We start from the raw sequence: 21,888 nt of genomic DNA, 5'->3' as shown, positions 1-21,888 counted from the left end.
CGGGCGACGCAGCACGAGCCACACAGGCCGCCGGCAGCGGCAGCCAGCCAGCAGCAGACAGCACCGGACAGCGGCAGCCAGCCCGAGACAGAATAGCCAGTACGGACCTACTATCCAGGGATTCCGGTGGCGGCGCGTCCGAGCCTTGGCAGACCCCCCTGGAAGCGATCGGGCCGATGGCGGCGGCCCAGGCCGGGCTCCCCAGGCCACCGTGCTGATCGACGCCAACAACTTCTACGCCTCCTGCGAGCAGGCCCTCGATCCGGCCCTGATGGGCCGCCCCCTGGTGGTGCTCTCCAACAACGACGGCTGCGTCGTGGCCCGCAGCGCCGAGGCCCGCGCCCTGGGCCTGCCCATGGGCAAGCCCTACTTCCAGGTGCGGGCGCTGATCGAGCGCCACGGCGTGGTGGTGCGCAGCTCCAACTACGCCCTCTACGGCGACATGAGCGCGCGGCTGATGGCCAGCATCGAGCCCTGGCTGGCCGGGCTGGAGATCTACTCGATCGATGAGGCCTTCGGGCAGCTGCCCCGCCCCACAGGCGGCGACCTGGGGCCCTGGGCCCGGGCGCTGCGGGCCCGCATCCTGCAGGAGCTGGGGCTGCCGGTGGCCATCGGCATCGCCCCCACCAAGGTGCTCGCCAAGCTCGCCAATCGCCTCGCCAAAGGCGATCCCACCCACGCCGGCGTATTCGATCTGGGGGCCGTGGCGGCCGTCGACCCCTGGCTGGAGGCCGTGCCGATCGAGGAGGTGTGGGGCATCGGCCGCCAGCTGGCCCGCTGGTGCCGCCTGCGCGGCGTGGCCGATGCCCGGGCCCTGCGCGACATGGCCAGTGGCGAACTGAAGGCGAAGGCGGGGGTGGTGGGCCTGCGGCTGCAGCAGGAGCTGCGTGGTCAGGCCTGCCTGCCGCTCGCGGCGGCCCCGAGCCCCAAGCGCGAGACCTGCGTGAGCCGCAGCTTCGGCAGTGCGATCACCGAGCTGGAGCCCCTGCGCCAGGCCGTGGCCAGCTACGTGGTGCGTGCCGCCGAAAAGCTGCGCCGCCAGCGCCAGCGGGCCGGCCATCTGACGGTGTTCGCCCGCACCAGCCCCTTCGCCGGCGACTTCTACACCAAGGCCGCCAGCCTCAACCTGCCGCTGGCCAGCAACGACACCGCCGTGCTGCTGGCGGCGGCCCTGCCACTGGTGGAGCGGATCTTCCGCCCCCACCGCCGCTTCCAGAAGGCGGGCGTGCTGCTGCAGGATCTCCAACCCGACGACCAGCTGCAGCACCACCTGCTGGCGCCGCTGCCGCCGGAGCAGCAGCGGCGCCGCGAGGCGCTGATGGCCACGGTCGATGGCCTCAACCGCCGCTACGGCAGCGGCACCGTGGGCTGGGCCGCCTGCGGCATGCGGCCGGCCTGGGCCATGCGCCGCGAACGGCTATCGCGAGCGGCCACCACCCGCCTCAGCGACATCCCCACGGTCTGGGCGCGCTAGGCCGAGGAGCTAGCGGACACGGCCGCGCCGGGGTCGAGGGCCGCCAGGGCGGCGTCGTAGTCGTAGCCGGCGGCGGCACGGAGCGCCCGCTGCAGCGGGGGGGACCAGGCCGTACCGGCCAGCTGGGCAGCCAGCTCGACCAGGGCGTCGTTGGCGCTGCCGTCGCTGTCGCGCAGCAGGGCGCGAATCGCCTCAAGCCGGGCCTCCAGATCGACGGGCAGGCTCTCCGCCCCCGACCCAGCGGCCGCCGTCCCAGCCGCATCCTCCGCGGCGACGGCATCAGTCCCCTCGGGCAGCAGGCGATCGAGGCCATCGAGCACGGGCACCAAGGCGGCCACCACGGCGTTGAGCTCGGCGTCGAGCTGGCCGTCGCCATGGGGCTCGGGGCCGGCCGAACGGCAGGCGAGCTCCAGCTGGGTAGCGGCCCGCTGAACGGCGGCGGCCCCGATCGTGCCAGCGGTGCCCTTGAGGGTGTGGGCCAGGCGCATCGGGCTCTCGGGGTCCTCGCCGTGGCGGGCCTGCTGGAGCGCCGCCGTGAAGTCGGCGGCGAAGTGGGCCGCCCCAGTGCGGAACTTCAGCAGCAATTTGCGGTATAGGTCCAGGTTGTGGTTGGTGCCAGCCAGGCCGATGCGGGTGTCGATACCGGGCAGCTCGGGCAGGCCACCGGCGGCTGCCGGCCGGGGTGCGGCCTGTGGCAGCATCGGCACCTCCAGAGGGGCTGCCGCCGCCCGCTGGGGCCGCACCCAGCGGGCGATGGTGGCGAACATCGCCGCCACGTCGAGGGGCTTGGCGATGTGGTCGACCATGCCGGCCTCCAGCACCTTCTCCCGGTCGCCGGCCATGGCATTGGCCGTCATGGCGATCACCGGCAGATCCGCCAGGGCGGGATTGGCGCGGAGGACGCGGGTGGCGGTGTAGCCATCCATCACCGGCATCTGGCAGTCCATCAGCACCGCATCGAAGCGGGCATCGCGGCCCAGGATGTCGAGGGCCTCCTGGCCGTGTTGGGCCAGCACCACCTCGAGGCCCGCCGTGCGCAGCAGCTCGAGGGCCAGCTCCTGGTTCATCTCGTTGTCCTCCACCAGCAGCAGGCGGGCGCCGCGCAGCTGTTCCGTGAGTTCGACGATCGGATCCACGCGCGGCGTGACTCGGCGTTCCAGCAGGGTGCCGCGATCGAGGGCCTCACCGATCGCCTCCAGCAGCGAGGAGGGGGTGGTGGGCTTGGTCAGCACGGAGCTGAACACCGCACCGCGCTGGCTGGCCAGCTCGATGGCGTCATCGCGGCCGAAAGCGGTGATCAGGATGATCTTGGGGACGCGGCTGAGGCTGGCCTGCTCGATCGCGAAGGCAGCGTCGATGCCATCGAGCACGGGCATCTTCCAGTCGATCAGCACCAGATCAAAGGACTCGCCGCGCCCATCGGCCTCCACCACCCGCTTGACGGCCTGTTCCCCATCGATGGCCAACTCCACGGTGAGCCCGAAGCCACTGCACATCGCCGAGAGGATCTCGCGGGCGGCGGCGTTGTCGTCCGCCACCAGCACCCGCAGGCCCACCAGTTCCTGGGCGCTGAACGTGCGCCGGGGCAGGGGATTGGGCTGCAGGGCGAAGCGGGCGTGGAAGTGGAAGGTGGTGCCCTGGCCCGCCGCGCTCTCCACCCAGATGCGCCCGCCCATCTGCTGCACCAGATTCTTGGAGATCGCCAGGCCCAGGCCCGTGCCGCCGTACCTGCGCGTGGTGGAGGAATCGGCCTGGCTGAACGACTGGAACAGCCGCGAGCACTGCTCCTCGGTCATGCCGATGCCGGAATCCTTCACCCAGAAGTGAAGCTCCACCTCGCCCAGGGCCTGGTCAGTCGAGGCCTGCCCATCAGGATCCTGCCCGTCCGCAGCCGGCCCAACGGCCACCGGCACCCCAGCCTCGGCTGCCTGGCGCACCAGCTCCACGCCCACGATGATCTCGCCGCGGTCCGTGAACTTCACGGCGTTGTTGCCGAGGTTGATCAACACCTGGCCGAGCCGCAGCGGATCACCGCGCAGGGCACTGGGCACATCCGCCGCCTCATCGAACAGCAGCTCGATGCCCTTGTCGGCGGCCTTCATGCCCACCAGGCTGGCCAGGTGGTCGAGCACGTCTTCGAGGCGGAAGTCGATCACCTCCATCGCCAGCTTGCCGGCCTCGATCTTGGAGAAGTCGAGGATGTCGTTGATGATCCCGAGCAGACTCTCGGCCGCCCGCTGCACCTTCACCACGTAGTTGCGCTGCTTGCCGCTGAGCTCGGTCTGCAGAGCCAGGTGAGTCATGCCGATGATCGCGTTCATCGGCGTGCGGATTTCGTGGCTCATGTTGGCCAGGAAATCGCCCTTGGCCTTGGTGGCCTCCTCCGCCAGTGCCATCGCCTGGCGCAGCTCCCGCTCCGCCTGCTTGCGCTCCGTGATGTCGCGGATCGTCGTCATCAGCACCGGCTTGCCGGCCAGGGTGATCGGCACCAGGGTGATCTCGCAGGGGAAGGTGGTGCCGTCGCAGCGGCGGTGGGTCCATTCGAAGCGATTGGTCACCTGGCCCTCCAGGGTGGCGGCGATGATCTCCGGCGCCAGTTCGCTGGTGAGCCGGCCGTTCTCCTGAACCTCCGGTGAGAGCTCGGCGGGGCCGGTCTTGAGAAGCTCCTCCATCGAGGCGAAGCCGAACAGTTCCACCGCTCGCCCGTTGGCGTGCACCCAGCCGCGCTCGGGATCAAGCACCAGCAGGCCGTCGTTGGAGCTGTTGAAGTAGGCGTTCACCTTCTCCTCGGCGGCCTTGCGCTCGGCGATGTCCTCGAAGATCCACACCGCCGTCACCTGATCGCCTTCGATCTTCAGGGCCCGGGCTGACACTGACGCCTGGAACAGGGAGCCGTCCTGGCGGCGAACCAGCCACTCGGTGGTGGCGATCTCGCCGCGCTTCAAGGGAGGGGTCATCACGGACCGGAAGGCAGCAAAGTCGTCGGCATCGCGAAACAGAATCGATGTCGGCTGACCGATCAACTCCTGGGGCTCGTAGCCCAGATACTCGGCGATGCGCTGGTTGGCGCGAATGAGCACACCGCGGTCGGAGTGGAGGATGCCGTTGGGGGCGCTCTGGAAGATCGCCTCCTGCTGGCTCACCAGCTCCTGGATCGCCTGCTCCTGGGCGCGGCGCTGGCTGATGTCGCGCAGGGCGGCGCAGAGGTTGCCGCCCCGCTGGCCCAGATCCGGCAGCAGGGAGAGCCCGATCTCGAATGGGAAGCGGGTGCAATCGGGCCGCACCCCGATCAGTTCACTGGTCAGCACCGGCTCCAGCGACGGCGGCAGGACGTCGGCCCGGGCGCGCAGCCCGGCCTGAGCCAGCAGGGCCTGCAGCTCGGGCCGCTGGCGGTCGGCCACCAGCTCCAGCAGCGACTGCTCCTGCAGGGCACCGGCCTTGGCGCCGAACATCGCCTCGGCCTGGGGGTTGGCCAGGGTCACCCGCGCCTGGCCGTCGAGTACGAGCATGCCGTCGGGGGCCGACTCGATGATGCTGCGGTACCAGGCCTCGGTGGCCCGCAGGGCCCGCTGCTGCTGCTCCAGCGCCTCGGCCTGCTGCTGGAGGGTGGTGGCCTGGCGCTGCATCGCCTCGGCCTGTTTCTGGGAGCGCTCCAGCAGGCGGGCCGTGCGGGAGCTGCGCTCGATGATCTCCAGGTTCATGGCCAAGATGGGCAGAACCTCAGCGAGCAGGGCCTGCTCCTGCTCGCTGAGTGGCCGGAAGCCGGCCAGCTCCACCACCGCCAGCAGGCGCTCCTTGCGCAGCAGCGGGTACACCGCCAGCACCCTGGGCACCGCCTCCCCAAGGCTGGAGCCGATGCGCACGTAGTCGGCGGGGGGATCGCTGAGCAGGATCGGCTGGCGCTCCAGGGCGCACTGGCCCACCAGGCCCTGGCCCAGCTGCAGGCGCTGCTGCAGCTGCTTGCGCTCGCGCAGGGCGTAGCCGTGCAGCAGGCGCAGCCGCTGCTGCTCCTCCTCGTAGACGTAGAAGGCGCCGTGGCCCACGCCGAGCAGGGGGGCCACGGCGGTGAAGAACGCCTGGGCCAGCTCCACGAAGCTGGTGGACCCCTGCAGCTGGGCGGCGATGCTGGCCTGCTGGGTCTTGAGCCAGCGCTGGCCCTCCACCTGCAGCGCCGCGCGGCGCAGCACGTCGATCGAGCGGCTGAGGGCGCCGATCTCGTTGGGGTCGTCGCGGCTGGGCAGATCGAGATCCAGCTCGCCGGCGGCCAGCCGCTCCACGGCCACCTGCAGGCGCCCCTGAGGACGGCTGATCGAGCGGGCAATCACCAGGGTGGCCAGGGCTCCGAGGCCGAGGCCGGCAGCCACCAGAGCCAGGATCAGCCGGTAGGAGCTGGCCTGCAGCTGGGTGGAGTTGGCCGAGGCCTGCTGGGCACCTTGCTGGTTGATCTGGAGGATGCGCCGAAACGTCGCATCCAGCTCGTCGACCGTCGTGTCGAAGGCATCACTGGCCAGAAAGTCCACGGCCTCCGGGCTGCGGGCGGCGGGCTGGCGCTCCACCAGCGCCATGGTCTGGCGCACAAGCTGCAGATAGCGGCTGACGAGACGCTCGGCATCCCGCAGGGCAGCAAGCTGCTGCGGCCGGCTGGTGTGGATCAGGGCCGCCTGCAGCTGGTCGGCCAGCTGGCGCTGCTCCTGCTGGAGGATCAGCAGCCGCTGGCGGCGCAGCTCGGGCCGCGGATCGAGCACGATCTGACGAAGTTCTCGGCCCACGGAGGCCCGCAGCTGGTTCGCCTCCCCGATGTGGCCCAGACCTGTCACATATTCCCGGTAGATGCGCTGGCTGTCGCGGTTGAGCAGATCGATGCTGCGCAGGCTCACCAGCCCCAGGGCCAGCGGCAGGGTGAGCACCAGCCCGAAGCCCAGCAGGAGCTTGGCCTTGAGCGTGCGGCGCTCCAGGGCGAGGAACAGGGCGGGATCGGAGCTCATGACGACGCGGCCGTGGAGGTCGTGGTGGTAGCCATCTGGGGCTGGGGCGGATGCAGCGTCGCCGGCGGCAGGGCTTCCAGGGCCAGGGCCAGCAGGGGCAGCAGATCCGTGAGCAGGTGGTGTTGGTGGGGGGCCAGCGGATGCAGGACCGCCAGCTCGATCACCGCCAGCAGCTGCTCCGAGCTACCCACGGGAAGCACCAGCACCAGGGCGGCCGGCGCGGCACCGGTGCCGCTGACGATCGCCAGGTAGCGGGACGGTGGATTCTCCAGCTGGATGGGTTGGCCCTGGCGCGCCACCTCCCCCACCAGCCCCTCGCCGAACTGGATCCGTTGCGGCACCGTCGCCGGGTCGGCCAGGGCATAGGAGCCCACCAGATGCAGGTGCTCGGCACCGGGATCCCGCAGATAGAAGGTGGCCGAGGCCAGGTCCAGCAGAGGCGCCAGCTCCCCCAGGAAGCAGCGGGCCAGGGCGGCCGGATCGTGCAGCCGCTGCAGGGCCGCGGTGATCCGCACCTGCTGGGCCTTGGCCCACTGGTCGCGGCCCATCTGGTCGGCCATGGCCTGATAGGCCTCCAGCGAGGCGGCCAGCTCGCGGACTTCCGTGGCGGCATGGCCGAGGTCCAGGGGAGCGGGCTGGCCCCCTGCCAAAAGAGCCAGGACCCGCTGGTTGAGCCGCAGCAGCGGGCGGCCCAGGAAGTGTGGATACACCGCCACCAGCACCACCACCACCAGCAGCAGGTTGAGCAGGGCCAGGGCGAGACAGAGGCGCCACCAGCGGGCAGCGCTGCGGCGGTTCTGCTCGAGAACGGCCTGGAGACGGCGTTGCAGCTGCTGCTGCAGCTGGTGGCTTGGGCCGTAGATGCCCCGCAGGGCCCTCTGGTAGGCGGGGCCGAACACCAGCCCCAGGGCGCGGGGCTGATCGCCGCCACGCGCCGCATCGATCGCCCTGGACTCCACGGCGATCAGGGCATCGGAGTTGGCCTTGGCCTGCCTGATCAGCGCCTCTTCGGCCGGGGTGAGCCCCAGAGCCGCCAGGTCCTCGGCGGCCCGATCCCGGCTGCGGGTCACCTCCACCTCACGCCAGTAGGCCTGGGCGAAGGCGGGATCGCCCGTGGCGGCATAACTCTGCACGCTGCTGGTGAGCTGCTTGGATCCCGCCAGGAAGCGCGCCACCTGGTCAGTGGCCCGGATCCGGCTGCTGTAGGCCACCGTCTCCTCAAGGCGTTCCTGATCGAAGCGCCGCAAGGCCATGCCACTGGCCACCGCAAGCGTCAGGTAGAAGGCCGTGATCAGCGCGTTGGCGGCCCTGATCCGCATGGCGGAGCTCGCTCCTAGGGCTGGGGGGCTCCCGTCATCATGGTGATCTGCTCAGCTTTGTGCCGCAGATCGGCGTCGCTGTCGGAAAAGCGGACGGCGATGGCGTGCAGCTGCTCGTGGATGGCCAGAAACGCCTCCACGATGTCGGGGTCGAAGTGGCTGCCACTGCCCTGGCGAATGATGTCCAGCGCCTGCTCGTGGCCCATCGGCTCCTTGTAGACCCTCCGGCTGATCAGGGCGTCGTAGACATCGGCCAGGGCCATCAGCCTGGCGGAGAGGGGAATGGCATCACCGGCCAGGCCCTCGGGGTAGCCGCTGCCGTCCCACTTCTCCTGGTGGCTGTAGGCGATCTCCTTGGCAGATTTCAGGAATCCAACCTCCAGACCGAGCTGGCGCTCAGCCGTGGCGATCGCATCACGCCCCAGGGTGGTGTGGGTCTTCATGATCTCGAATTCCTCCGGGGTCAGGCGGCCTGGCTTGAGCAGGATGCGGTCGGGGATGCCCACCTTGCCGATGTCATGCAGGGGTGCAGATCGGAACAGCAGATCAATGGCGTGGTCATTGAGGGCCTCGCGAAAGCGGGGGTGGTCCCGCAGCTGCTGCGCCAGCGCCTTCACGTAGTGCTGGGTGCGGCGGATGTGGTTGCCGGTGTCAGCGTCACGGGTTTCGGCCAGGCCGGCCATCGCCTGGATCGTCACGTCCTGGATGGCGGCGAGTTCCTGGCCGCGGCGCTTCACCTCCGCTTCAAGATAGCTATTTTGATCGCGAAGGAAATCGGTGGCGGCCTTGAGCTGCAGATGGGTGGCCACCCGGGCCAGCACGATCGGTGGATTAACGGGCTTGGTGATGAAATCCACAGCCCCCATTTCCAGACCCTTGGTCTCATCTTCAGTGGCCGTCATGGCCGTGAGGAAAATGATCGGAATTGCGCGAGTAGCGGGGTCCTGCTTGAGCTGTGCACACACCTCGTAGCCGGAGAGACCCGGCATCATGATGTCGAGCAGGATCAGATCGGGGGGATCGTCGGAGCGGGCAATCTGCAGGGCCTTCTCGCCACTGATCGCCACCTTGACCCGGTAGCGATCCTGTAGCAGCCCAGACATCAGGTCGAGGTTTTCCGGGGTGTCGTCAACCGCGAGAACCGTGGGGCGATTGCCGGCAGCCAGTCCCTGCGTCATGGAATGCCTCACACCGTTGGCCCGCCCAACCCTAGGGACTCGCACGCCGATGTCAGCCGTTGTCCCCAGCCGCAGGTGCCCTGAGGGATTGCCGCGGGAGAGTTCAAAGTCGTCAGGCCGTAAGAGATTCCAGCCCGTCTGCCGGAGCGGCAACCCCAGCGGCAGCAGGACGGCTCACCTCCTCGTAGCTGGTGCGCCGCTGCGCATCGAGATGGGTGATGTGCTTGCGCTCGTTGTAATAGAGCTCCTGGAACTTGAGGGCATCGCCATTGAGTTCAATGAACATCGCCTCGATGCGCGTCTCCATGTCGAGGCCGGCATGCACCAGCCCGCCACTGGGCCCGCCGGCACCCGCCTCGGCCCCATCGGCGACGGCAGGCTCCCGTAGCAGCCGGGCGATGCAGCGCTCCAGCGTCTCCAGGTTCTGGGCCCGCCAGGCATCCAACAGGTGGCGGCAGCGCTTCAGGCTGCGCTGGCGCTCCAGGCAGGCCGTGGCGCCGCGCAGCTGCAGCAGGGGCTGGGCCAGGGCCAGGCGCTGCACCTCATTGGGCTCCAGCAGCGGCGTCAGCCGGTTGAGCAGCTCGCTCTGCTCCACCACCAGCTGCTCGCCCAACAGCCGGGGCAGATCCAGATCCGCCAGCTCGTGGCCCGGATCCAGGCCCCGGTTCACCGCCTCCAGCCGGCCCACCCCCAGGTTGCCCTCCTCCAGGGTGCCGATGGCGGCCCACAGGCGCCGATGGTGGGAGAGGGCGAAGTCGTCGAGCTCGCGGCGGCGCAGCTCGGCGCGGATGGCGCCGCGGTGGCCGGGGCAGTGCAGGTAGAGCCGCAGCAGTTCCGCCTCGGCCCGCTCCCTGAGCCCCGCCTCGCCGGGCTGCTCCCACTTCTGGGAACGGCCATGCCAGCGCTGACCCTTTACCTGCTGGCGCAGGTCGTCCTCCAGCTGGATCGCCAGCCGGGCCTGGCCACCGGACAGGCGCTCGGCCACCTGCTGCAGGTAGCGGGAGCGCACGGCGCTCTGGGGCAGCTTGCCCAGCAGCGCCACCAGGGCGCTGACGGCCTGCTGGAAGTCGTCGGAGCGGGCCAGGTCGCGGCCCTCGAGCACCTGCTCGATCTGCCAGTCGAGCCAGAGCGGTGCCTGATCCAGCAGCGAGCGGTAATCGCCGGCGCCGTGGTCCTGGAGGAACTCATCCGGATCCTTGCCGGCAGGCAGGTGCAGCACCCGCAGCTCCAGCTGGCCCTGCAGCGCCAGCTGCTCCACCTCGCCGATGGCGCGCTGGGCGGCGCGCACGCCGGCACCGTCGGTGTCGAAGTTGAGGATCAGGCGCTTGCTGTCGCAGCAACGGCACAGCTGGGTGATCTGCTGGCTGCTGAGGGCCGTGCCCAGGGCTGCCACCGCGTTGGTGATGCCGGCGGCGTGCAGGGCAATCACATCGAAGTAGCCCTCCACCACCACGGCCCGGTCGTCCTTGCGGATGGCATTCACGGCCTTGTCGAGGCCGAACAGGTGCTTGCCCTTCTCGAACACCTCCGTTTCCGGAGAGTTCAGATACTTGGGCTCACCGCCATCGAGGCTGCGGCCGCCGAAGCCGATGATCCGCCCCTGGCGATCGGCGATCGGCACCATCACCCGGTGGCGGAAGCGGTCGTAGAAGCCACGGCTGTCCTGGGAACTGCCGCCCTTGCGGGGCACCACCAGGCCGGCGGCCTCCAGCAGCTCCGGCGCCAGGCCCTCCACCTGCTGCAGATGGCTGAGCAGGCCATCCCAGCGCTCGGGGGCATAGCCCAGGCCGAAGCCCTCGAGCGTGGCCTCGCTCAGGCCGCGCTTCTGCTTGAGGTAGGCCAGGGCGGCGGCCCCCTCGGGGCTGCGCAGCTGGGCGCGGAACCAGCCGGCCGCCAGGGCCAGGGCCTTCATCAGCTGCTCGCGCCGCGAGAGCTGCTGGCGCAGCCGCTCCTGCTGGGGACCTTCAAGGGTCTCGATCGGCAGCTGGTATTTGCGCGCCAGCTCCAGCACCACATCGCTGAAGCTGTTGCGCTGCAGCTCCATCAGAAACTTGATGGCGTTGCCACCGGCTCCGCAGGAGAAGCAGTAATAGAACTGCTTGGCCGGCGACACCGTCATCGACGGGGATTTGTCGTCGTGGAAGGGGCAGATCCCCACGAACTCGCGCCCCTTTTTCTTGAGCACCACGTGCTCACCCACCACGTCGACGATGTCGGCCCGCTCCTTGACGGCCTCGATCGTGCGGGGGTGGAGGCGGGGCAGGCTCAAGGGGGAGGCAGCGGCGGGAGCCGCCCTGATTCTGACGGGCACGCGCTGCGGTGGGACCCGCAGGCGCTGGGCCAGGGGCTGCGGCATCACTGTCAGCATGCGCGCAGGCAGCCGGGGCGAGCGGGTGAAGAACAGAAGCGGGGGGCGGGGCGGCCGGCGCTGGCGGCATGTCCTGCTGGGGAGCCTGTTCGGGGTGCTGCTCGCCGTGCTGGGGCCCTGGCAGGGCGCCCTGGCGGTGGCGCGGACGCCGGCCCTGGTCGTCGGTGGCGAGCGCACCATCCCGATCAGCGCGCAGCCCTTCTATCCCGAGCTGCTCCAGGCCGCCGCCCGCTGGAGCGATGCACCCCTGGGCCAGGTGGTGGGGGAGAGCCCGCGGGAGACGCTGCTCAATTTCTATGCGGTGATGGCGCGGGTGGACCGGGAGCTGGGCAGCGCCACCCGCCAGCCGCAGGGGGATCCGGGCTGGTTCTGGGGCCCCGCGGCGCAGCGGCAGATCGCGGAAACCCAGAAACTGTTCGCGCTGGCGGTGCGGGCGCTGGATGGGAGTGCGTTCCCCGAGAGCGTGCGCGACGACATGGCCAAGGAGGCCGCGATCCAGCTCAAGCAGGTTCTGGATTACGTGTTCACCCGCAGCACCACCCCGCTGCAAATCCCCGATCTCGCCGAGTTCAAGGTCCTCAACAGCCAGCGCAGCAAGGCCAGCGAGAGCTGGACCCTGCCGGAGACGGCCATCACGCTCAGCAGCGAGCCAGGCGCCGATCACGGCGCGGCAGGGTTCCGGTTCTCGCGGCATACGGTGGGCCAGATCGGCCGGATGTATGCGGAGATCAGCCAGGACCCGGTGCTGGATCAACCCTTCGCCAGCCCGGATTTCTATCGGATCTACAGCACTACCCCGGGGGACCTGGTGCCGCCCAAGTGGTATCTGCGGCTGCCGCCTGGCGTGCGGCGGGGCCTGGAACTCTCCCTCTACGGGCAGACGCTGTTCCAGATCGCCATCACCACGCTCACCCTGGCGCTCTACGGCTGGCTGCTGCTAGCGATCTTCCGGTGCTTGCTACACACCTACCGCTACTGGCAGAGCCACGAAGAGCAGGAGCGCCGCTCCTGGCACCAGGACAACCTGGCCTGGTATCGGGTGCTGCTCACCCTGCCGGTGATGCCGATCACCCGGCTGGCGGATGTGTTCATCGACCGCCTGGTGAATATCACCGGCGTGCCGCTGGTGATTGTGACGTTCTTCTTTTACATCTGTTATTTCATAGCGGCCAGTTGCTTCTTATTCTTCCTGTTTGAGGCCCTGGGCCGCTCGGCTTCCCAGTGGCTGGTGCGGCTGCGGGGCGGCGGCTCGGAGCTGCAGCTGCGGCGGGTGAGCAATCTGGTGATGCCGGTGTGTCGGGTGCTGGGCGGATTCGTGGCCGTGGTGCTGATCTACCGGCTGCTGATCGTGCTGGGGCTGCCCACCACCACCGTGCTGGCCTTCTCGGCGGTGCCTGGCCTGGCCATCGGTCTGGGGGCCTCCAAGCTGCTGGGCAACCTGTTTGCCGGCCTCTCGATCCAGACCGACCGGCCCCTCCGGGTGGGGGAGTTCTGCCGCATCGGCAGCAACCTGGGCTTCGTGACCAAGATCGGCCTGCGCTCGCTGGAGCTGCAGACCCTGGAGAGCCGCATCACGATCCCCAACGCGATCGCCGATGAGGAGACGATCGTGAACTATTCGCGCCGCAGCGCCGATGGCGGCGACCTACCGGTGCAGACGCTGGAGGTGCGCCTCACGATCGATAACCAGCTCTCCCCAGAGCAGGTGGTCGACCTGCTGCAACTGGTGCGCGAACACGTGCAGTCGGTGTCCGAGCTGATCGAGCCCCTGGTGAGCATTGAGCAGATCCAGTCCGACCAGCTCACGCTGATCGGCGTGGCCCACGTGACCCTGAACGACTGGCCTGCCTATCTGGCGGTGCGGGAGGCGCTGCTGCTCAGGCTGCAGCAGCTGGTGGATCAGGTGCGCCACTCCACGCTGAGGATCGGCGTCAGCCACGACACGACGGTCGAGCAGTTGCGTCAGCTCCCCGTACTGATCAGCGGCGTGGTGCACCGGGATCCGCACTTCGCCCTGCAGTGCTGCCGACTGATGGCGATCTCGGAGTTCAGCTACGACGTGGTGGTCCGCCTCCACTCCAGCCACGGCTCCCTGGCCCTGTTCAAGGACGGCATCGACCGGCTCAACCGCGACCTGGTGGCCAGCCTGGGCAGCGAGGGGATCGAGATCCCCTTCACCACCGCCATCGAGATCCAGCGCCACCGGTGACGGACCCCGCCCCCACCGCCGCGCCTGCGATCCCCCCGGGCCGGCCAGTGCTCGCCATGCTGGCCAGCGCCCTGGCGTTCAGCCTGATGGGGGTGTGCGTCAAGCAGGTGGGGGGGCGCATCCCCGCCGCCGAGGTGGTGCTGGCCCGGGCGATCGTGAGCGTGGCCCTGAGCTGGTGGCTGCTGCAGCGGGCCGGCGTGGATCCCTGGGGGCAGCGCCGCGGGCTGCTGATCCTGCGGGGCGCCATCGGCACCGTGGCCCTGCTCTGCGTCTACGCCGCGCTGGCCCTGCTGCCGCTGGCCTCCGCCACGGTGCTGCAATACCTCTACCCCACGATCACGGCCCTGCTGGCCTGGCTGATGCTGGGCGAACGGATCGGGCGGCGGGTGCTGCTGGCGATGCTGCTGGGCTGGAGCGGCGTGCTGCTGGTGGCCCAGCCGGCGGGCCTGCTGCAGGGGGCCACGGCCCTGCCGCCGGTGGCGGTGCTGATCGCCATCGGCGGGGCGCTGTTCACCGCCCTGGCCTACGTGAGCGTGCGCTCCCTCGGCAGCAGCGAGCATCCGCTGGTGATCGTGTTCTATTTCCCGCTGGTGGCCCTGCCGATGAGCCTGCCGCTGGTGGCCCTCGATCCGGTGCTGCCCACCCCCCTGGAGCTGCTGTGGCTGGTGGGTGTGGGCCTGTTCACCCAGCTGGGCCAGGTGACCCTCACCCGCGGACTCACGGCCCTGCCGGCGGCCCAGGCCACCGCCATCAGCTATGTGCAGGTGGCCTTCGCCGGACTGTGGGGCTGGCTGATCTTCGGCGAGGGCCTCGACGGCTGGACGGTGGCCGGGGCAGCCCTGGTGCTGGCCGCCACCCTGCTCAGCCTGCGGCCTCGCCCCGCAGCGGCAACGGGTCGGTGATCCAGTCCTGGCGGCTGCCATCGCCGCTGCCGGTCGGGCGGGCCAGGCGCCAGCTCTGGCCCCGTTCACCCCGCTGCAGGTAGAGCTCGAACGGGCTGTCGACCCGGATCGGATCGCCCGGCAGGCGCCAGTCGAAGCGGCCGCTCAGGTGTAGACCCGGCGCGGCGCCGATGGTCACCGGCTCCTGGGCCTCTACCCGCACCCGGCTGACGCTGGGGCCGCCGCCCGCCTCCAGGCTGAGGGCCGAGGCGATATCCCGCTGGGTGAGCTCGATCTGCAGCGCCAAGGCCGAGAGCAGCACCCCATGGGGCGGCTGGCCGATGGCGTTGCAGCCGCCGAGTCCCAGGCCCAGCACGGCCGCCAGGAGCAGGGCCAGCAGCCCCGCCAGCGGACGACCGCGGAACTGGGGTGGGGCAGGCCGGGGACGGGGCGGACCGGGCAGCATGGGGCGCAGACAACGGGTGGGCAGACCTCCATGATCGGCTGGCTGCAAGGGCGACTGGCCGAGCACTGGCAGCAGGCCAACCGCTGCGGCCTGCTGCTGGTGTGCCACGGGGTGGGCTACGAGGTGCAGGTGAGCCGCCGCCAGTGGGAGCGGCTGCCGGATCGGGAGGCGGAACTCAGTCTGTTCGTGCATCAGGCGATCCGGGAGGACGGCTGGACCCTGTATGGCTTCGGCGAGCGCCACGAGCGCGACCTGTTCCGCGAGCTGGTCGCTGTGAGCGGCGTGGGGCCCCAGATGGCCCTGGGACTGCTGGCCACCCTGACCACCGAGGAGCTGGTGCGGGCGATCGTGCAGGCGGACCTGCGGCTGCTGGCCCGGGCGCCGGGGGTGGGCAAGCGCACCGCCGAGCGCCTGTCGGTGGAGCTGCGCAGCCGCCTGCAGGAGCGCTTCGGCGCCAGCCTGGAGCTGGTGGATCCCCTGGCCGATCTGGAGGCCAGCGGCGACGGCGAGGCCCTGCCGGCGGCGGCCACCCGCGAGGAGCTGCAACTCACCCTGGCGGCCCTCGGCTACGAGCCCCTGGAGATCAACCGGGCCCTGCGGGCCGTGGGCGGCCAGGGGCTGGCCGGCGCAGAGGACGGCGAGGCCTGGCTGCGGGAATCGCTGCGCTGGCTGTCGAGCACGGCGGCCTGAGGCCGGCGTCAGCGGGGGCCTGACCACGGGGCGGTAAGTTAGTTGTTTGCACCGTCAGGGCCAGACGCCGCGCATGTCGCTCGACACCATCCAAAAGCAGGAACTGATCAACACCCACCAGACCCACGGCACCGACACCGGTTCCGTTGAGGTGCAGGTGGCGATGCTGAGCGAGCGCATCAGCCAGCTCAGTGGTCACCTGCAGAAGAACATCCACGACTTCTCCTCCCGCCAGGGGCTGCTGAAGATGATCGGGCGCCGCAAGCGCCTGCTCAGCTACCTGCGCAGCAACAGTGAGGAGCGCTACACCACCCTGATCGCCAAGCTCGGCATCCGCGGCTGAGGACGGGCATGGCCGGCAAGGGCAAGGGCAAAGCCGGCTCCGGCATCCGCCCCTCTAAGGCGGGAGGATCGCCGGCTGCCGGCCGATCCTCTGGTGCTCAGGCGGCCGGCAATCAAGGGGCGGGCGGCAGCAAGCCATCAACTGGCCGCATGCCCTCGGCAGGATCCCCTGGTCGCGGCGTCTCCCAGGGAATTCCGACGGCCGTCAGCAACCGCATGGCTCGCCGCATCACCATCGCCACCGGCATCCCCAGCGTTCTGGGGATGGGCGTGTTCATCGCCAGCTACCTGCTGGTGAGCCGCTCCATCCTGGACATCCCCCCCGGCATCACCCTGGTGGCGTCCGGGGGCTGTTTTCTGCTGGGGCTACTGGGCCTGAGCTACGGCGTGCTCTCCTCCAGCTGGGAAGACGCGCCCGGCAGCCTGCTGGGCCTTGAGCAGATCGGGCTGAACGTGGGACGGCTGCGCAGCTCCTTCAAGCGGCCGCCAGCCTCTAGCTGAGCCAGGGGTCAGGCGGCCACCAGGGGGGCGCTGAGCCGGGCCCGGAAGGCCTGGGCCGTGAGCGTGCTCAGGGCCGCCTGGCTGTCGTTCACGCAGAACTGGTGGCCGAGCCGCACGTAGCGGGTCTCGTTCTGGTGGCGCACGAGCGCCACGACGGGCACCCGCACGCCGGCCTCATCGCGCTCGGTGCGGTGCTGGTTGAGGCACTCGCGCAGTTTGTGCTGCACGGCGATGTCGCTGGCCTCTTCCGGCGCCAGCTCCACCAGCAGAAACTTGAGCTCATCCACCACGCGGCAGTCGTCCACGATCAGCTGCACCTGCTCGTCGCGGCGGTCCACCGAGGCCCAGATCAAGAGGCGCGCATCCACCATCAGGTGGTCGGCCAGGCGGGCATAGGTCTTGGGAAAGACCACCGCCTCGCAGCTGCCGGTGAGATCCTCCAGCTGCAGCACCGCCATCCGATCGCCCTTGCGGGTAACGACGGGCCGAAGCCCGCTGACCATCCCCACCACGCTGACGCGGGCCTTGTCGGCCTGCTCCTCCAGGCTGCCCAGACCAACGGCGGAGAGCAGGCGAATCGGGCGGGTGAGCTGCTTGAGCGGGTGGTCGGAGAGGTAGAAGCCCACGAGTTCCTTCTCCAGACGCAGCTTCTCGGTGGGGGGATAGTCGGACACCGGGGCCGCCTTGGGGGCGGTGCTGAGCGGATCGGCCCCGCCCGGAGCGGCCGGGCCGGCCTCGGCTGTGCTGCCCGAAGCACCGCCGCCTAGCAGGTCAAACAGGTTGCCCTGGCCGCTGGCCCGGTCCCTGGCCCGGGAGCTGGCCCAGTCGAGGATCAGGTCCAGGTCAGCCATCAGCTGGGCCCGGTTGGCGTTGGGCTCCAGGCCATCCATGGCGCCGCAGTGGATCAGCGACTCCAGGGCGCGGCGGTTGAGGGTGGGGCCGGGGAGGCGATCACAGAGATCGGCCAGGGAGCGGAAGGGGCCATCGGCCTGGCGGTTCTCAAGCAGGGCCCGGATCGCGCCATCACCGAGGTTGCGCACGGCGGAGAGGCCAAACAGGATGCGTTCCCCCACGGGGGTGAAATCGGTGCCGGAGGCATTCACATCCGGCGGCATCACCTCGATGCCCATGGCATTGGCGTTGGCGATGTAGCGCTGCACCTTGTCGGTGGCGCCGGCATTCACCGTGAGCAGGGCGGCCATGTAGGCCACCGGGTAGTGGGCCTTGAGGTAGGCCGTCTGGTAGGTCACCGCGCCATAGGCGGTGGAATGGCTCTTGTTGAAGCAGTATTCGGCGAACAGCACCATCTGCTCGAACAGCCCCTCCGCCACCTTCGGATCCACACCGCGTTCGGTGGCGCCCTTCACGAACAGGCCCTGGTGCTTCTCCATCTCACTCTTCTTCTTCTTGCCCATGGCCCGCCGCAGCAGATCGGCTTCGCCCAGGGAATAGCCAGCCAGATCCTGGGCGATGCGCATGATCTGCTCCTGATACACCATGATCCCGTAGGTCTCGGTGAGGATCGGCTCGAGCTTGGCGTCCACGAAATCAATCGCCTCGCGGCCGTGCTTGCGATTGATAAATTTGGGAATCAGGCCGGCATCGAGGGGCCCCGGGCGGTAGAGGGCCAGGATCGAGGAGATGTCTTCCAGTGAGGAGGGCTTCAGGTCGCGCACGATCTGGCGCATGCCGGAGGATTCCAGCTGGAAGATGCCTTCCAGATCGCCCCGGGCCAGCAACCCGAAGGTGCCCGGATCGTCCAGGGGCAGCTTGTCGGGATCGACCCGCACGCCGCTGCTCTGCTCCACCAGATCGAGGGTCTTGTCGATCATGGTGAGGTTCTTGAGGCCCAGGAAATCCATCTTCAGCAGCCCCATGGATTCCACGTCTTCCATGAAGTACTGGGTGATCACCTGTCCATCGTTGTTGCGCTGGAGCGGCACCACCTCATCGAGGGGATCGGCGGCGATCACCACCCCGGCGGCATGCACGCCGAAGGTCTTGTTGGTGCCCTCGATGCGCATCGCCATCTCCACCCAGCGCTTCACCTGGGGGTCGTTCTCATATTTTTCGCGGAATTCCGGCGCCGGCGACTCCGGACCGATCATCTCCTTGAGCTTGGCGGGCTTACCTCGCACCACCGGAATCAACTTGGCCAGCCGATCGGCATCGCCATAGGGGATGTCGAGCACGCGGGCCACGTCCTTCAGCACCGCCTTGGAGGTCATGCGGTTGAAGGTGATGATCTGGGCCACCTTGTCCTCGCCGTAGCGGCGGGTCACGTAGTCGATCACCTCGCCGCGGCGCTCAATGCAGAAGTCGGTGTCGATGTCCGGCATCGACTTGCGCTCCGGATTCAGAAAACGCTCAAACAGCAGACCATTCGTGACGGGATCGATGTTGGTGATCCCCAGGGCATAGGCCACCAGCGAACCCGCCGCCGAGCCGCGCCCTGGGCCCACCGGAATCCCACTCTCGCGGGCGAAGCGGATGTAGTCCCATACCACCAGGAAGTAGGTGGGGAAGCCCATCTGCTCCATCACCTGCAGCTCGAAGGCCAGCCGGTCGCCATAGGTGGAATCGAAGGGGGCACCCTCCGGCAGCTCCAACCGGACCCGCAGCCCCTGCTCGCTCACCTCCCGAAGGTAGCTCACAGGGGTATGGCCCTCGGGGATCGGGAAGCGGGGCATCTGGTAGCGGCCGAGGATGTCGTAGTCCTCCACCTTCTCGGCCACCTTGGCGGTGTTGGCCACGGCGTCGGCCACGACTTCAGGCTCGAGATGATCGGCGAAGAGGCGCAGCATCTGCGCCTCGCTCTTGATGTATTCGGTGCCCGTGTAGCGCAGCCGCTTCTCGTCGGTCACCAGTTTGCCGGTGAGCACGCAGAGGAGGGCGTCATGGGCCTCCACGTCGTTGCGGGTGAGGTAGTGGGCGTCGTTGGTGGCGATCAGCGGGATGCCCAGCTCCTTCGAGATGCGCGCCATCTCCACGTTCACGATCCGGTCCTCCGGGGAGCCGTGGTCCTGGATCTCCAGGTAGAAGTCGTCGCCGAAGACGCCCTGGTACCAGCGGGCCACATCCCGGGCCACATCGGGGCGGTCCTTGAGGATCGCCTGGGGGATCTCGCCGCCGAGGCAGGCGGTGGCCACGATCAACCCCTCGCTGTGGCGTTCCAGGGTGGGCTTGTCGATGCAGGCCCGCGAGAAGATGCCCCGGCCGCGCATGCCGCGCAGATGGCTGATGCTGGTGAGCTTCACCAGATTGCGATAGCCCACCGCGTTCTTCGCCAGCACCACCAGGTGGTAGCGGCGCTCTTTCTTGGGGGGGTTGGGATCATCGAGCGAGCCGTTGATCACATACATCTCGTTGCCGATGATCGGCTTCACGGATGTGCCCTTGCAGAGCTTCAGCAGTTCGATGGCGCCGTACATCACGCCGTGGTCGGTGAGTGCCAGGGCCGGAAAGCCCAGCTCCTCGGCCCGCTTCACCATCGCCGGCAGCTGGCTGGCCCCATCCAGGAGGCTGTAGTCGCTGTGGTTGTGGAGGGGGACGAAGGCCAAGGTTGAGGGGCGGGCGGGCGGGCGGGCGGACGGGCGACGCGACGGGCTGCTGCCCTTGGCTCCAGGCTAAGGGGCGGCCACAAGATTCAGGGCCTCAGCGGCCGCCAGCAGCGGCCGGCACACCAGATCTGGCGTCCGCCCCTCAGGGCACCAGGGCAGCTGCCGGTCGGCTGGCGAGCACCTTGGCGGCCTGCTCGTAGTGGTGGGCCACCTGCAGCAGGCGCTCCTCCTGCAGCACGCCGGTGATCAGCTGCAGGCCGATCGGCAGCCCTTCGCCGTCAAAGCCACAGGGCAGGCTGATGGCCGGCAGGCCCGCCATGTTGGCGGGGATCGTCAGCAGGTCGGCCAGGTACATGGCCAGGGGATCCTCGGCGTGGGCACCGAAGCGGAAGGCGGTGGTGGGGGAGGTGGGAGTGAGCAGCACATCCACACCCTCGAAGGCACGATCGAAGTCGCGCCGGATCAGGGTTCGCACCTGCTGGGCCTTCTTGTAGTAGGCGTCCACGTAGCCGGCCGAGAGGGCGTAGGTCCCGATCAGGATGCGACGCTGCACCTCGTCGCCGAAACCCTCAGCGCGGCTGCGGGCCGTCATCTCCGCCAGGCTGCCGGCACCCTCGGCCCGGTGGCCGTACTTGACCCCGTCGTAGCGGGCCAGGTTGGCGCTTGCCTCCGACGGGGCGATCACGTAGTAGGTGGCGATGCCGTCGTTGAAACGGGGACAGCTCACCTCCACCAGCTCGCAGCCGAGGGCCTCCAGCTGGGCGGCGGCGGCCAGCACCGAGGCCTTCACCTCCGGAGCCAGGCCCTCGGCCTCGAAGCACTCGCGCACCAGGCCCACCCGCAGACCCTTCACCGGCTGGCTCAGGGCGGCGCGGTAGTCGGGCACCGGCGCCTTGAGGCAGGTGGCATCGCGGGGGTCGGCCCCGGCGATCACCTGCAGCAGCTCAGCGGCATCAGCCACGCTGGTGGTGAAGGGCCCTACCTGGTCGAGGGAGCTGGCGAAGGCCACGAGGCCGTAGCGGCTGACGCGGCCGTAGGTGGGCTTGAGTCCCACCACGCCGCAGAAGGAGGCGGGCTGGCGGATCGAGCCGCCCGTATCCGAGCCAAGCGCGGCGAGGCACTCGCCGGCGGCCACGGCGGCGGAGCTGCCACCGGAGCTGCCGCCCGGCACGCGCTCGGGGTTCCAGGGGTTGCGGCTGGGGCCGAAGTAGGAGGTCTCGGTCGAGCTGCCCATGGCGAACTCGTCGAGGTTGGTCTTGCCGAGCAGCACGGCGCCGGCGCCCCAGAGGCGCTCGGTGACCGTGGACTCGTAGGGGGGCACGAAGTGCTCCAGCATGCGGCTGGAGCAGGTGGTACGGATGCCGGCGGTGCAGAGGTTGTCCTTGATCGCCAGGGGCACCCCGGCCAGGGGCGGCAACTCCTCACCGGCGACACGGGCGGCGTCGATGCGGTCGGCATCGGCGCGGGCCCGCTCGGCGGTGACCTCCAGATAGGCGTGGACCGTGGGCTCCACGGCCTCGATGCGGCTCAGAAGCTGGTCTGTGAGCTCCCGGGCCGACACCTCACCGCGCTGGAGCTGCCCGCGCCATTCGGCGATCCCCATCAACCTTCGCTCGTGCTGGGCCCGACGCTATCAGTCAGCCCTGGCTGGCCCTGGGTCAGGGCTGGGTGGGGATCGTGAGGGGTTCGCCGCGGCGGGTGCGAAGCACCGTGTGCTGCAGCGAGCCCGGGGCCTCGCTGCGCAGGTCGGCGAGGAAGGCCGGCAGGGCCTGCTCGAGCTGGTCGCGGCGCACGTAGGGGCCGAACCAGTAGGTCACATCGGGGTCGCGGGTCTCGATCCGGGCCCACCAGGCCAGCCCCAGGCCGTTGGCAAGACTCCGGAGGGGCCAGAGCAGCGAAGTCATCAGGGCTGGTG

General features: G+C 69.5%; 14 protein-coding genes. 6 read left to right on the top strand and 8 right to left on the bottom strand.

Annotated elements, in window-relative coordinates; translation table 11 throughout:
• The first annotated feature begins 145 nt into the window (after positions 1–145).
• The gene (locus CJZ98_RS06215; RefSeq protein WP_232756260.1) at positions 146–1,474 is read left to right on the top strand and encodes a Y-family DNA polymerase; all 1,329 of its coding nucleotides are present in this window, start codon (positions 146–148) and stop codon (positions 1,472–1,474) included.
• Here the strand turns inward: CJZ98_RS06215 and CJZ98_RS06210 are convergent.
• The 4 genes from CJZ98_RS06210 to dnaG form a co-directional block, all read right to left on the bottom strand.
• Positions 1,471–6,459: a PAS domain S-box protein gene (locus CJZ98_RS06210; protein WP_094589486.1), complete on the bottom strand. Its 4,989-nt coding sequence runs from the start codon at positions 6,457–6,459 to the stop codon at positions 1,471–1,473. The two genes, CJZ98_RS06215 and CJZ98_RS06210, sit on opposite strands and share 4 nt — an antisense overlap.
• Entirely contained in the window at positions 6,456–7,778 is a 1,323-nt protein-coding gene (locus tag CJZ98_RS06205; protein WP_094589484.1) for a GAF domain-containing protein, read from the bottom strand. The genes CJZ98_RS06210 and CJZ98_RS06205 overlap by 4 nt, the downstream gene beginning before the upstream one ends.
• 14 nt (positions 7,779–7,792) lie before the next feature.
• Complete coding sequence (locus CJZ98_RS06200; protein WP_094589482.1) at positions 7,793–8,956, bottom strand: response regulator; 1,164 nt, start codon at positions 8,954–8,956, stop codon at positions 7,793–7,795.
• Positions 8,957–9,068: 112 nt separating this feature from the next.
• Positions 9,069–11,225: a DNA primase gene (gene dnaG, locus CJZ98_RS06195; RefSeq protein ID WP_094589480.1), complete on the bottom strand. Its 2,157-nt coding sequence runs from the start codon at positions 11,223–11,225 to the stop codon at positions 9,069–9,071.
• Between the two features lie 97 nt (positions 11,226–11,322).
• Here dnaG and CJZ98_RS06190 point away from each other — a divergent pair, with 97 nt between their 5' ends.
• Together CJZ98_RS06190 and CJZ98_RS06185 are read left to right on the top strand one after the other, a co-directional pair.
• Positions 11,323–13,533 (top strand): mechanosensitive ion channel family protein, encoded by a 2,211-nt coding sequence (locus CJZ98_RS06190; protein ID WP_094589478.1) that lies wholly within the window; start codon positions 11,323–11,325, stop codon positions 13,531–13,533.
• A complete protein-coding gene (locus CJZ98_RS06185; protein WP_315855782.1) occupies positions 13,530–14,435 on the top strand; it encodes a DMT family transporter in 906 nt (301 codons plus the stop codon). The genes CJZ98_RS06190 and CJZ98_RS06185 overlap by 4 nt, the downstream gene beginning before the upstream one ends.
• Here the strand turns inward: CJZ98_RS06185 and CJZ98_RS06180 are convergent.
• Entirely contained in the window at positions 14,395–14,880 is a 486-nt protein-coding gene (locus CJZ98_RS06180; protein ID WP_094589474.1) for a hypothetical protein, read from the bottom strand. The genes CJZ98_RS06185 and CJZ98_RS06180 overlap by 41 nt on opposite strands.
• A gap of 30 nt (positions 14,881–14,910) precedes the next feature.
• On the opposite strand from CJZ98_RS06180, the gene ruvA reads away from it, so the two are divergent.
• The 3 genes from ruvA (at position 14,911) to CJZ98_RS06165 (ending at position 16,413) form a co-directional block, all read left to right on the top strand.
• Complete coding sequence (gene ruvA / locus CJZ98_RS06175) at positions 14,911–15,570, top strand: Holliday junction branch migration protein RuvA (protein ID WP_094589472.1); 660 nt, start codon at positions 14,911–14,913, stop codon at positions 15,568–15,570.
• A gap of 73 nt (positions 15,571–15,643) precedes the next feature.
• The gene (gene rpsO / locus CJZ98_RS06170) at positions 15,644–15,913 is read left to right on the top strand and encodes a 30S ribosomal protein S15 (RefSeq protein WP_094589470.1); all 270 of its coding nucleotides are present in this window, start codon (positions 15,644–15,646) and stop codon (positions 15,911–15,913) included.
• Positions 15,914–16,062: 149 nt separating this feature from the next.
• Positions 16,063–16,413, top strand: coding sequence for a PAM68 family protein (locus CJZ98_RS06165; RefSeq protein ID WP_232756259.1), 351 nt, complete (start codon positions 16,063–16,065; stop codon positions 16,411–16,413).
• Positions 16,414–16,421: 8 nt separating this feature from the next.
• Here the strand turns inward: CJZ98_RS06165 and CJZ98_RS06160 are convergent, their stop codons facing one another.
• The 3 genes from CJZ98_RS06160 to CJZ98_RS06150 all read right to left on the bottom strand — a co-directional run bounded on the left by CJZ98_RS06160 (position 16,422) and on the right by CJZ98_RS06150 (position 21,877).
• Complete coding sequence (locus CJZ98_RS06160) at positions 16,422–19,973, bottom strand: DNA polymerase III subunit alpha (protein ID WP_094589466.1); 3,552 nt, start codon at positions 19,971–19,973, stop codon at positions 16,422–16,424.
• A 142-nt stretch (positions 19,974–20,115) separates the two neighbouring features.
• Positions 20,116–21,576 (bottom strand): Asp-tRNA(Asn)/Glu-tRNA(Gln) amidotransferase subunit GatA, encoded by a 1,461-nt coding sequence (gene gatA / locus CJZ98_RS06155; protein ID WP_094589464.1) that lies wholly within the window; start codon positions 21,574–21,576, stop codon positions 20,116–20,118.
• Positions 21,577–21,631: 55 nt separating this feature from the next.
• Positions 21,632–21,877, bottom strand: coding sequence for a DUF1816 domain-containing protein (locus CJZ98_RS06150; protein WP_094589462.1), 246 nt, complete (start codon positions 21,875–21,877; stop codon positions 21,632–21,634).
• Positions 21,878–21,888 lie beyond the last annotated feature (11 nt).

It is taken from the genome of Vulcanococcus limneticus LL, from assembly GCF_002252705.1.
Classification (GTDB): Bacteria; Cyanobacteriota; Cyanobacteriia; order PCC-6307; family Cyanobiaceae; genus Vulcanococcus; species Vulcanococcus limneticus.
The sequence above is the reverse complement of the archived record's forward strand: the minus strand, read 5'-3'. Positions and strand labels throughout refer to the sequence as shown.

Excerpts from the sequence above, each read along its gene's own strand:
- CJZ98_RS06210 (WP_094589486.1), bottom strand. The coding sequence starts at position 6,459 with ATGAGCTCCGATCCCGCCCTGTTCCTCGCCCTGGAGCGCCGCACGCTC.
- CJZ98_RS06205 (WP_094589484.1), bottom strand. The coding sequence starts at position 7,778 with ATGCGGATCAGGGCCGCCAACGCGCTGATCACGGCCTTCTACCTGACG.
- CJZ98_RS06200 (WP_094589482.1), bottom strand. The coding sequence starts at position 8,956 with ATGACGCAGGGACTGGCTGCCGGCAATCGCCCCACGGTTCTCGCGGTT.
- CJZ98_RS06190 (WP_094589478.1), top strand. The coding sequence starts at position 11,323 with ATGCGCGCAGGCAGCCGGGGCGAGCGGGTGAAGAACAGAAGCGGGGGG.
- CJZ98_RS06180 (WP_094589474.1), bottom strand. The coding sequence starts at position 14,880 with ATGCTGCCCGGTCCGCCCCGTCCCCGGCCTGCCCCACCCCAGTTCCGC.
- ruvA (WP_094589472.1), top strand. The coding sequence starts at position 14,911 with ATGATCGGCTGGCTGCAAGGGCGACTGGCCGAGCACTGGCAGCAGGCC.
- rpsO (WP_094589470.1), top strand. The coding sequence starts at position 15,644 with ATGTCGCTCGACACCATCCAAAAGCAGGAACTGATCAACACCCACCAG.
- CJZ98_RS06165 (WP_232756259.1), top strand. The coding sequence starts at position 16,063 with ATGCCCTCGGCAGGATCCCCTGGTCGCGGCGTCTCCCAGGGAATTCCG.
- gatA (WP_094589464.1), bottom strand. The coding sequence starts at position 21,576 with ATGGGGATCGCCGAATGGCGCGGGCAGCTCCAGCGCGGTGAGGTGTCG.
- CJZ98_RS06150 (WP_094589462.1), bottom strand. The coding sequence starts at position 21,877 with ATGACTTCGCTGCTCTGGCCCCTCCGGAGTCTTGCCAACGGCCTGGGG.